Here is an 11,232-nt window from a genome sequence, read left to right on the forward strand (position 1 = left end):
GTCTACTCTTATTTGTCCGTATAAGTCGCGAGTACAGGTTCTGCGCAAGTGCCATTAATACAGATGTCTTTGTAGGTGGTATGACAGCTGGCACAGAAGCTAGGCTCTAACGACGGGTGTCGAGAACTGATGTCTTGACCCTGACGATCATAGCTTCCATACAGTGCCAACCCACCAATATGCTCAGTTACCCAAATAATGCCTTCTACTTCGGAAACAGCGACCACTGTAGGGCCATCAGTATAAGGCCCATGGGTTTTATACTGTTCAAGTTTATTAGGGTTAACACGAATGGTTAATGGTGAACCTCTCCCTTCATTTATCCATGCATACGCACGTACAGATTCTTGAATAAACAAGGAGGTGTCTGGAGGAAGAACAGTATCCGCAGGAAGGTTCATCGATTCTTTTACTACAGGCCAACTTTCCCACCCTTCGGGGTAACTGGCATCCGACTCTGCGTACACATTACCTACGACACTTAATGCAGTAAGTAAACCTAATAAAACATTCAACATGCGCGACATAACTTCCATTTAATCCTTAGAATCAGTGGACTCATTTCTTATTTTACTTGAGTCAAATATCAATCAAAACCAGACTCTGGCCGAAAGATGACAAGTATTTCCCTAGCATTTAAACCAGAGCTTATTAATCAGACAAATATAGTAACCATATACATATTAAGTGCAAACGAAATGACGCAAATTGAGTACAAGAGACAGAGTTTTTAGCAAGGCGAGCTTGTCAAATTCGGACTACAGATACCAGTAAGATTGAGTGGCTTAATCGCTACAGTGAATTGTTTTGGCGCAAGCTGTCATCTGACTTGGATGACATAGAAAAAGCGTGGTTGAAGCGCGCAACGGAGACAATATAGTTTCACGCTTTTTTGTGCCAGACACCCAGTCGATATCTGGCGAGGTCGTACAATTGTGGGTTAGCGTCGACCGCGACCACCACGTGATGAACGGGCTTTGTGAGCGGAAGCCGCCTTCGCTTGAGAATTAAGAATTGATTCGACCGTCAGTACCATTGGCTCTTTAGGCTTAAGACCATTTGGAAACGTGCGCGCGCGTGGCGGTAGATCATACTCTTCACTCGACGCTCTCGGCATACGTTTAAAACGATAGAGATAGAAATTTTCTACCTTTTCTCGCGCCCATTCGGTTTTCTTTAGGTACTTCACACTGCTCGCAACCGAAGGGTTGGTATGAAAACAGTTAAAGCGCATGGCGGTATCAAGGATATCCCAACCATAGAAATCCACTAATTCCTGCAGCATCGTTTCTAGTTTCAGACCGTGTAGCGGATTGTTCTTTTGTAATTCAATTCTTTCTTCATCAGTCATCATAAAGTGTTCCTAGAGGATTGATACGGTGAGGGGAAGGTAATTGTAGCTTGGAGTTGATTAACGATAAACTCTTGACTAAAACACTATGACGTTAGCTTTTCTGACTTTGGAAACAATTTCGTTTAGCTAAAACGCGTAAATTGCTCGCCACTACTCAAACGCCAATCGCTATGTTCTCGAAAAGAGCTGGCTTTCAAAGCCATTCCAATTTAGATGTGGGTTTATACAGGAATACTGGCTACCGTGCACAATTTATTTTACTCAAGGAGCCTGAGTATCGCTTACTCCCAAGTGCTGATAAGGTTTTTTAGCGCACTGTGGTCATCTAGCTAGGATGAGCATAATACCGTTAATATAGCTAAAGCCACAGTACACTTTCTCTACAGATGTCAAACTAACGCCATCGCTACTTACTTATACTGGATTGAGTACGTCACAGTGCTGCTCACTACTCCTGGAGTAGTCATCTCTTCTGCATAATACTCAACCACATAAGTAAGATCTGCCGAACCAGACGATACATCCACATAAGTCAGGGCTTCCACTTGCTCAGCACTGCCTACTTTAATCACATTCGCTAATGCTGAGCCATCTCTTAACTGTAAGCTAACATTGTTCGCAGTTCCGCTATTAATTAACCGACCACTCCGCAAGTCTACGGCGGAGCCTGCTTCAAAAAATGCCGATGCAGTATTCATTGAACCAACACAATCCGTAAGCGAAAAACTAAATGCTGTGGCACCCGCCGTTTCTCCAGGCGCCGCCAATGATCTTGCGCTCACACTAGGCAAACGAATTGTGGCATTAGTACCTTGACCGTTGATTGATACATTACAAGTAGGCTCTGTCAACGCTCCTACAAAAGTAATAGAGCCATCACTAGAAGCATAGACGTTTGTTGTCGCTAAACACACTAACGTAATCACTGGTAAGTGGTTTAAAAATTTCATGTTAATTCCTCTCTTCCATTTTTTATTTGACTAATTTCCATATAGCCAAGGCATCCGTTACTTCGCTACACATTGTCAGGATGAACTCATAGCGGAATCAGCAGAACTTTATAATTAGCACTTTTACTGCCTACAAATACCTAGTTGCTAACCACAGTATAAAGCAAAGCAGCTAACCTAAAAGAGAAAACGGTTCCATTGACGGTTATTATTGTGAGTGTATTTTATGAAAAAACTACTAGTATCTTTGTGTGTGGTGGCGTCTCTTAACGCAACAGCTGCGTTTGAAGGCCCAGGTTCGGTGCCTAAAGTAATGACTGTCAGCTCAATTCTAAAAATGAAAGATGACCAATGGGTTGCAGTCGAGGGGTTTATAACGAGACAGCTACGAGAGGAGCACTATATGTTTCGAGATAATACTGGCGAAATAGAAGTTGAAATTGACCATGAGATTTTTAATGGTTTGAAGATAACACCAGAACGCAAGATAAAAATAAGTGGTGAATTAGATAAAGACTGGGCTTCAGTAAGTATAGATGTTAACCATATTGAATTGAATTAACGGACAAAAAATACATCCTTATACAAGCGATTCGCCCTATGGTGAATCGTTTTTATGCTAACTCCCTTGCCAGTACTACAGCCCGTTACGTTACTACCTAGATAAAATCTCATTTTTTGATAATTTTTTTACCATAAATAAATAGCGGAAAATTTATCACTCAATTATAAATAATTAATCGTTACCGTTAAGCTCGTCGTTGCTTGTCCCGGTGAAACGAACGGATCTACTTGGTAGTATCGCGCCGCTAAGGGTATCAGAATTACACTGCTCCCATCGTTAGGCGGTGTCATAGACCAAACACTTCCTGGTGTCCATATTGACGCCGGTTCACTCAATGTGACATTGGTATCACCTGCCGTATAACCCAATTGTAAACCAAGCCCTGTAGCCGTACCTTCACTTGGCATTAAACCCATCCCCCCTAACGATTCATCCAGAAGCGGATAATGAGGTGAAATCGATATTCTGAGCTGCGTCTCTGTAACGTTAGTGCCCGTAGATGTATCAGAGTCAATCATTGTTTGTGAATGACCATAACCAAAATAACCAGAAAAAACTGGGCAACCTTGCAACTGAAGATTAAAATTTCGCCATGCCGTTGTATCACCAGGTCCCGTAAAAATATTGCCAATCTGATACTCACCCATTTCAATAGTAGTGTCAGGCAGGTAACACGTAGATGTAGTAAATTGCACCGAACCAGCAAAATTCACATAAAACATATCCAATGGTGGCCCTGTGTACCCAGTATCAGCAACCATTCGATAATTAACAGTTGGAAAGGACGACGCCTCTACAATTGAGCCTGAAGGAATGTCCCCCGTTTTAATTAACACAACATTAAAATTTAGACTTACTCCGACGGATGCTCTAGTGCTGTTCATCGTCAATAAGGTTTGCTTTGGATCTGAAGATGAAAATAGTTGATTACTTTTAACAAATGCAACTCCAACACCCGCCACATTAGTTGGGTAAACAGGACCCGTCCCCCAATTACTAGTATTTAAATATATCGCAGGACCTAAAGGTTCTTGGCTCACCGTGTACTCATAATATATGGTTACCGAGTCAGAACAGCTTAGTGTCGACATTTCTGAATTACGAATGTTACTTTGATAGATAGTATCCCCAACGGATAGATCTTCTCCTGCATAAGATGAATCTGGCATTTGTATCGTTGGTGTTTGGTACTTCACTCCAATTGGTATAGAGCATGAGGCTGCTTCGACTGTATCAATGAAAAACAAACAGGAAGACAAAAATATTGATACAATTAATCTTGACCCAATTTTTCTCATATTCGTAAAATACTTATCTCAAGTTACTACCATCATTTTTCAATACCGCTCTTATTTCAGCCCCATCCCAAAATTCAATATGGCTGAAGGATGTAATACAGATCATGCTTTGAAAACTGGAATGCAACTTCGCACCTACAGCAGTCAGAATCAATAGCATTTTAGCGTTTGTTTTTTTGGTTAATGCTAATGTGCTCCTGTGCTAAAACTGATATTTTAAAGTAAGAAACTTATAAACGCAGACTCAAAAGCTTTATTGATTAGACTCAATAAATTTGTCTTCTCACCTGCAACAATAAAACGTCATAGCCTTCATATACCTTAAATATCAAAAACCTATTAAGTATCATTCAATTATGCATCGATTACTCTTATATACATTAATTCTAGGCCTTTCCCTAAGTAAGGCTTGGGCTGATGTAAACTGTCAGCCAGCGTATAGTACGCCCCAGTACAGATCTATTACACTGAACACTGGAGATTCATTTATTGGCCCCGAAATTCCCAATGGCGCTATCATATATAAAGCGGGAACTCAAATGACAAACTTTTTTGGTATCTATTGTGATGGGGATTTTGATCTTAACACCGAGGTCTATGTAACCTCTGAACTGAATGGACCACCAACCATAATGAATACGGAGCTAGGGACCGGACCGGTTTATCCAAGCAATGTTGCGGGGATAGGCTTTGTTGTATGGGTGCACATCGCTGGCGGCCCTAGATTTATGCTATCGACGTCCCCCACAACTTATACTTCAATAGTAGATTCAGCCGGCACTTTAGCAATGCGAGGAAATTTTAGTGTATCGCTGGTAAAAACTGGTGACATAGCAAGTGGCTCCGTAGTCGATGCATCTTTGATTCCGACTGTTGCTTGGAGAGTAGCCGATAAAGCTGGGTATACAGGTTTGCCCATGGAATTATATAGAACTAACTATAATGGAACACTTAGCTTTAGCACCGGTACTTGTACAACCCCAGATGTGAATGTTAATTTAGGTAGTCATTCGCTTGATGTTGAACTAACAAATGTTGGTTCTTACACAGAATGGGTAGACTCATCATTTGTACTACAAAATTGCCCCACCTTTTCAGGTTACCATGGTGACGCGAATAGGCAGACAATTTACGATAGCAGTGATATTGCCCAAGGCGATTCAAAGAACCCAAACCTACTTGAAGTTACATTTCAGCCAATATATGGCGTTACGGATAACGTAATACATTTGCAAAATGATGCTAGTTCAGCACAAGGTATAGGGATACAAATTGGTGCAAGTCCATCTAACCTGCAAGCAAATCCGCTGAATCCGGAACTGATATGGGATGGTAGTGAAATATTCACGATTACTCCACCAACTGATTCATCTTTTAAAATACCATTAGCGGCTCGCTATTATAGATACCAAGAGGAAGCACAAGCCGGATCTGCAAATTCAGGAGTACTGGTCAACATAGATTATCTATGAGCGAGTAAACAATATTTTCAGTACGTCACCAAATAGAGTTACTGTTTATACAACTCAAACCATAATCATTAGCTGTATTAGTTCAGACTAGATCTGAGCCTTCAATTTTAAAAGAAGAGAGTTACCCACTTTGATTAAAAGTACTTAATCACTAATCAAAGACAATAAGAGGTAACTCTCATGCTTCATACTAGCAATCCAATCATCAAACACACAGCAGGGCTTCTCAACCTAGCTTCACAATGACCTAGAAAACCTCAAGAAACGAGTTATTGCACTAGAAAAACAGGTCGCAGAAAACGGCATAATCTTAACAGATGAACATGTAGCTACCCTAGAGCGTAAAGCATTATGATTAAGTTTGTGGTGAGATAGAAACGGCACACCCTAGTTATCTCGGCACTCAAGATACGTTCTATGTTGGTAACTTGAATGGTGTTGGACGTATCAATCAGCAAACGTTCGTTGATACTTACAGCAAAGTCGCCTTCGCTAAGCTCTATACGACAAAACGCCAATAACTAGCAGATAAAAGTTCTGCCTTTCTGCGAAACACATGCACTAACTATGCGACGAATCTTAACCGACCAAGGAACCGAATACTGTGGTCGAGTCGTTCTGCATGATTGTCAGTGTTGCTTAGCCATCAATGATATCCATCACACTAAAACTAAAGCGATGTCACCACAGACAAATGGTATCTGCGAACTCTTCCACAAGACTATATTGAATGAATTCTACCAAGTCACCTTCAGAAAGAAGATGTATTGTTGAATGGAAGAGTTGCAGAAAAATATGGACGAATGGATAGACTACTACAACAATCATCGTACTCATCGAGGAAAAATGTGCTGCGGCAGAACGCCGATAGAAATATTAGAAGATGGGAAGTCAATCTGGGCTGAAAAGAATCTAGTCGAAAAGTGGATAACTGTCAGATCAGGTCTGAATTAGTACAATTTATTACTACCTAAATAAAAAACGCGATAATACATATTCTGCATTATCGCGCTTAAAATTATACGAATTAAAGGTTACATTCTGTTGTAAACCGTGGAATTGCTGCTTGTTCTTTTCCTGTCAGTGCGTAGTTCAACTGACATTGTTCAGCCTCAGTTTGTCCCCACGATACCTTTAACCTTCCTGTTGTCGTTGATACCCTCGCATAGATTTGTCCTCCTTGACCAACACTACCCACCATTTGTCCCTCGCTATCAAATACCGTGGCACCGAATGGAACCGGTACTCCTTGCACCATGCTGTCAATCAGAATTGGTGTACCTTTATTGGTTTCGTATTCAATTAACACCACAGCACCAGCTTTAGGCGAGACTTTATCTGAAGTATTTAGTAATTCTACCTTATTCGACATCATCGAAGGATCAATAGAAATTTCGTTCATTTGATACGGATTCAAATACGGTACAATTGCGTAATTATTACTATCAATCTGAATCCCAGAATAACCAGAGACTCTCGCACCTTCTGCACCCTCAGCTTTCACCAAAGCAAAAGTATTACCCGTATATGGAGACATAGTTAAACCACCTGAGTGGACAATCACTGAACCAGAAGCTCTTACACTTGTGCTTTGATAGTCCTCACCGACACTATAGTTCATATTTAAATTACTTACTGGCGTAAGGTAACCCAAGTTGACATCACCACTCGTGGCAGAGCGATTACTATTGTTTACAGTAACGCCATAGCTAAACTGATTGCTGTCGCCAATTGTATCCGAAATATTAACTTGCTGACGTTCCGTTCCTTGAGTGTCGCGATTTAGAGTGGCTCTTAGCTGTGGTACGGTTCCAGAGTCAGCTTGACCTAAAGGCATGCTAAACGTCAGTTGAAAATTATTTTGCGCGACACCATGAGCATCTTCACTACGGTTAACACTGACCCCCCAAGTCAAAGCTTGGTAGCGATTGTTATAACCAGCCTGGTATTGTTCAAATCTTCCCGATTCTTGCCAATAATTTTCGGCAGAACTACTAATATAAAATTGCCCCCACCCACGCGGTAAACGCTGGCTAGCTGTCAATACAAATCGACTTTTAGCTCGATTGACGTTGCTAGCATCGTTGCCAAGTAAGATTTGATCTCGTGTTCTCATCGCCGTTTGAAAGTCCATGTAACCATCGGTTGAGAAACGATATGCAGCAAGCGACAGGTCACTTCCGGTTTCGGTTATATTTTTACTAAAGCGGAATTGGTAACTCTGGCCGACTTCAGCATCCAGTCCACTTGGCAACACGGTTCGTGCATGTGTCACGTCTACAGAAAAGGCACCGATTGGGGTACCAATTGCAGTACCCGCTTGCAGAGCATAATAATCTTGGTTCGCTTGAATACCTGCGTAGCCTGTTAGAGAGTTGGTTAGACCTCTTTGATAGCTGCCTTCAAAAAACATAGGGGCTTCTTGCAAGTTACTATCGCGATACTCACCCACGGTAGCTGAAAAACTATGACTGCCAGGCCTTAATAACTGTGCCATTGATGAATAAGGAACCAAAAAATGCTGCTCAGAGCCATCTGACTCTAACACTGAGACCTCCAAGTTCCCACCAAATCCTGTCGGATAAAGATCATCAATTAGAAATTCACCTGGACTTACCGTAGTCTCATAAATAACCCTATCATTTTGTTTCACTGTTACGCGAGCGGTAGTTTTTGCTATTCCATGAATCTCTGGAGCGTAACCACGCTGTGAATCAGGTAGCATACGTTCATCTGTATTGAAAGTGACACCAGTAAACGGCAATGTATCAAACAACTTTCCTGATGTATTAGTCTGTCCAATGGTTACGCGTCCCTGCCAAGGTGTAATATCTCTTTGAATATAGGCGTTAGTGCCCGAGTATTCGGGAACACCACTATCCGCCCAACTGATGGTACCGCTTTGACGAAAGTACCAGTCGTCAATATTCACCCCTGTCGAAATACTCGCAAAAGTAGACTGATAGTCTTCCCCATATGAATGACTGCTATATGTATTGACATTATAATTCACCATAAACGCAGGAACCCCATCACTCCATAATTCAGGGCTAACTGAGCCACGTGCTTCACGCTTCATATATAATTGGGGGATTTGAATATCCAAACGTGACTCATTACTGTCATAACTAACACTTGAACCTGGGATCAATCCTGCCACATCAATGCATTCTTCTACATCAGAAAGGCTGGCAGTGAATTGTGCGGAAAGACGCGTATAATCAAAAGAAATGTTTTTGATGATATTTTTTGTTATACATGGCCAAGTGGCGTTACTTTCGTCTGACTTGATCGTTACATTGGCCGTTTTTATTAATTGATTATTCACAAAAACACTTGATGGATAAGTGCCAGGCAAGGCATTTGCCCCAGCAGAAAAGCGACTTAAATCGACACTGTTATTGTTACTAAGTTTCAAAAATGCAGGATCAAATTCAACATCTTCCGCTGTAGCATAGGAGGTTTGGCCATATAGCGCCAAGATTACACACACAGCTAAAGATTTAACTTTAGAAAATGACAAAACCTGAATACCTTTACGGTTATAGAGAATATTAATATTACGAATATTCATACTGCACCTACATTAAAAAACTTACAACACGAACAACGTTACTTTATTACGGATTCAACCTGCTTTACCGCTCCATAGTCATTGATATATCTGATTATAATTTTGCTATTACGAGGGACTTTGTTTAGCTCACTAAAAGTAAATGCTTTTGATCCGTTTGGTGTGATCATTGAACCTTCTGTACTATAATTTTTTCCATTAACAACGACATTAATTTTTGATAAAGAAACATGATATGCCGACGAATTATTTACTACTACTCCTGTACCAGAGCTTTTCCACGTAAGGTTATTTGCGGCTTGAGATAATGTTCCGGCTAAACCTTCAGGCCTGAAAAACAATTTAATTCGGGTACGAAACGCCATTTGCAAGTAATTTTTATCTGTCATAGATTTATTTTTGGCTGGAACTTCCAAAACATTTAACCAAAATACCGTTTCTTGAGTTTTGGATAGATCAGACCCCGTGTAAGCAAGACGTAGCGTTTGCCCTTTTTCAGCATCCACGCGATTTATTGGCGGTGTCAAAGTAAAAGGCACTTGAATGGATGCAGGATTTGCTTCAACGTCACCATTATCAATCCAACTTTGAATTAACACCGGACTCTCACCCATATTGCTCAATTTTACCGTTACTTCCTTTGCTTGTTCTGGATAAATCACTCTTGTATTACTGATGACCACCCCCGCTAGTGTCGAAAAACTAGTAAAACAAATCAAAGAAAAAAACAAATAACGCGCAAACGACATTGTAGCTCCTACAAACATTAAACTTTTAGAAACAAAAAGAGCGGGAGAGCTATATGCCCTACCCGCATTTATCACAATAGAGTGAAATTATTTATATTGAATAGAATAAGTTACATTACTTACAACCGTACCAGCAGTCGCTGCATCGTCAGCGTAATATTCAACAATGTATGGTAGGTCAGCAGAACCTGATTGAATATTAGCATACGTGTTATCATTTAACTGTTCGGCACTACCCGCTTTAATTACTGTAGTAGGCGCTAAACCATCACGTAGCTGTAGGCTTACATTACTTGCGCTACCGCTAGTGTTATTTAAGCGTCCTGTAACTAAATCAACTGAAGAACCAGCCTCAAAGAACATAGTTGCCGTGTCTAATGAACTCATACAGCCTGATAAAGACACGTTAAATGCAGTTGCACCAGCAGTTTCACCCGCTGCACCAAGTAAATTTGTACTTACTGTTGGTAGCTGAACTGTAGCGTCCGCCGCTTGGCTGTCTACAGTAACGTTACATGTAGAAGCTGTTACCTCTCCGTTGAATGTAATAGTACCAACACTTGCTGCTTGTGCATTTAATGCAATGAGTGATAGTGCTGCAATAGCTGATAACGAAACGGTCTTTTTCATAGTTTTCTACTCTCTATATTTTAACTAGTTGATGCGAAAATATTTATCGTCACATCGTTAGTTCCTTGCTTATTGATTGTTCGTTCATTTTAAGAATATATAGAACTCACAACATATCTTTTGAAAATCATTCGAAACAGTTTCTGCTATTGACACAAACTTCAATTACCCCCTAAAGACAGATCAGTGTAAGCAACTGATTTATAATAAGTTTAATAAAGGTAACACTAACTGCACGGCAATGCCCCTGGAAAAAACAGTGGCTTTCATGCATAAAAACATGGTTAGCTTTAAAAATATTGCAGTCGTTAATTGACATAGATCAATAAAACCTCAAATAATGACACTCAAACAAGGTGGATGCAGCTTCGGTTAAGAACTCAATACGTTGATTATAAAAACGGAACGATTTCCGTTAGGTCGCATGGCATTAGAAATAGGCTACATTCAGAGATCGCAACCATTGCCTTATGGAGCTTACAATAGTGAGCAAAGAGCTTCTATCTACCACGGCAGAGACACATTAAATAAGCCAAGCAGACATCTTCGAATTTGGATTTCGTCGCCATACCTCTATCATGAGTAAACAAATGCTCACGTAAGAAGAGAAGTGGGTAAATTGCATTGATCTTCAGTCAAT

At 40.6% G+C, this 11,232-nt stretch carries 10 protein-coding genes and 1 pseudogene; 4 read left to right on the forward strand and 7 right to left on the reverse strand.

The genetic code is table 11. From position 1 onward, the window contains the following. Positions 1-8 precede the first annotated feature (8 nt). Positions 9-518: a hypothetical protein gene (locus TW81_RS12215; protein WP_204244001.1), complete on the reverse strand. Its 510-nt coding sequence runs from the start codon at positions 516-518 to the stop codon at positions 9-11. Between the two features lie 257 nt (positions 519-775). On the opposite strand from TW81_RS12215, the gene TW81_RS19685 reads away from it, so the two are divergent. Next, complete coding sequence (locus TW81_RS19685) at positions 776-880, forward strand: M24 family metallopeptidase C-terminal domain-containing protein (RefSeq protein ID WP_420835063.1); 105 nt, start codon at positions 776-778, stop codon at positions 878-880. 60 nt (positions 881-940) lie between these two features. Here TW81_RS19685 and TW81_RS12220 read toward each other — a convergent pair whose 3' ends face one another. Together TW81_RS12220 and TW81_RS12225 are read right to left on the reverse strand one after the other, a co-directional pair. Next, on the reverse strand, positions 941-1,354 hold the full coding sequence (locus TW81_RS12220; RefSeq protein WP_045955987.1) for a VF530 family protein: 414 nt from the start codon (positions 1,352-1,354) through the stop codon (positions 941-943). 410 nt (positions 1,355-1,764) lie between these two features. After that, positions 1,765-2,304 (reverse strand): fimbrial protein, encoded by a 540-nt coding sequence (locus TW81_RS12225; protein ID WP_084715882.1) that lies wholly within the window; start codon positions 2,302-2,304, stop codon positions 1,765-1,767. A gap of 226 nt (positions 2,305-2,530) precedes the next feature. Here TW81_RS12225 and TW81_RS12230 point away from each other — a divergent pair, with 226 nt between their 5' ends. Then, complete coding sequence (locus tag TW81_RS12230) at positions 2,531-2,866, forward strand: YgiW/YdeI family stress tolerance OB fold protein (protein ID WP_045955988.1); 336 nt, start codon at positions 2,531-2,533, stop codon at positions 2,864-2,866. Positions 2,867-3,030: 164 nt separating this feature from the next. On the opposite strand, the gene TW81_RS12235 is transcribed toward TW81_RS12230, so the two are convergent. Next, positions 3,031-4,038, reverse strand: a complete 1,008-nt coding sequence (locus tag TW81_RS12235) for a fimbrial protein (protein WP_045955989.1) — start codon at positions 4,036-4,038, stop codon at positions 3,031-3,033. Positions 4,039-4,706: 668 nt separating this feature from the next. On the opposite strand from TW81_RS12235, the gene TW81_RS12245 reads away from it, so the two are divergent. Together TW81_RS12245 and TW81_RS12250 are read left to right on the forward strand one after the other, a co-directional pair. Next, positions 4,707-5,639 (forward strand): fimbrial protein, encoded by a 933-nt coding sequence (locus TW81_RS12245; protein ID WP_156980952.1) that lies wholly within the window; start codon positions 4,707-4,709, stop codon positions 5,637-5,639. Between the two features lie 235 nt (positions 5,640-5,874). After that, positions 5,875-6,593, forward strand: a pseudogene (locus TW81_RS12250) (integrase core domain-containing protein); the annotation flags it as partial. Between the two features lie 73 nt (positions 6,594-6,666). Here TW81_RS12250 and TW81_RS12255 read toward each other — a convergent pair. The 3 genes from TW81_RS12255 to TW81_RS12265 form a co-directional block, all read right to left on the reverse strand. Further along, entirely contained in the window at positions 6,667-9,213 is a 2,547-nt protein-coding gene (locus tag TW81_RS12255) for a fimbria/pilus outer membrane usher protein (protein WP_084715884.1), read from the reverse strand. Between the two features lie 38 nt (positions 9,214-9,251). After that, positions 9,252-9,962: a fimbria/pilus periplasmic chaperone gene (locus TW81_RS12260; RefSeq protein ID WP_045955992.1), complete on the reverse strand. Its 711-nt coding sequence runs from the start codon at positions 9,960-9,962 to the stop codon at positions 9,252-9,254. 87 nt (positions 9,963-10,049) lie between these two features. Further along, complete coding sequence (locus TW81_RS12265) at positions 10,050-10,592, reverse strand: fimbrial protein (protein WP_045955993.1); 543 nt, start codon at positions 10,590-10,592, stop codon at positions 10,050-10,052. Positions 10,593-11,232 lie beyond the last annotated feature (640 nt).

Origin of the sequence: Vibrio galatheae (assembly GCF_000967545.1) — a bacterium.
GTDB lineage: Bacteria > Pseudomonadota > Gammaproteobacteria > Enterobacterales > Vibrionaceae > Vibrio > Vibrio galatheae.

What these genes read in the sequence shown, in the direction of transcription:
- TW81_RS12225 (WP_084715882.1), bottom strand. Translation starts at nt 2,304, where the DNA reads ATGAAATTTTTAAACCACTTACCAGTGATTACGTTAGTGTGTTTAGCG.
- TW81_RS12265 (WP_045955993.1), bottom strand. Translation starts at nt 10,592, where the DNA reads ATGAAAAAGACCGTTTCGTTATCAGCTATTGCAGCACTATCACTCATT.
- TW81_RS12215 (WP_204244001.1), bottom strand. Translation starts at nt 518, where the DNA reads ATGTTGAATGTTTTATTAGGTTTACTTACTGCATTAAGTGTCGTAGGT.
- TW81_RS12235 (WP_045955989.1), bottom strand. Translation starts at nt 4,038, where the DNA reads ATGCCAGATTCATCTTATGCAGGAGAAGATCTATCCGTTGGGGATACT.
- TW81_RS12255 (WP_084715884.1), bottom strand. Translation starts at nt 9,213, where the DNA reads ATGAATATTCGTAATATTAATATTCTCTATAACCGTAAAGGTATTCAG.
- TW81_RS12230 (WP_045955988.1), top strand. Translation starts at nt 2,531, where the DNA reads ATGAAAAAACTACTAGTATCTTTGTGTGTGGTGGCGTCTCTTAACGCA.
- TW81_RS12245 (WP_156980952.1), top strand. Translation starts at nt 4,707, where the DNA reads ATGACAAACTTTTTTGGTATCTATTGTGATGGGGATTTTGATCTTAAC.
- TW81_RS12260 (WP_045955992.1), bottom strand. Translation starts at nt 9,962, where the DNA reads ATGTCGTTTGCGCGTTATTTGTTTTTTTCTTTGATTTGTTTTACTAGT.
- TW81_RS12220 (WP_045955987.1), bottom strand. Translation starts at nt 1,354, where the DNA reads ATGATGACTGATGAAGAAAGAATTGAATTACAAAAGAACAATCCGCTA.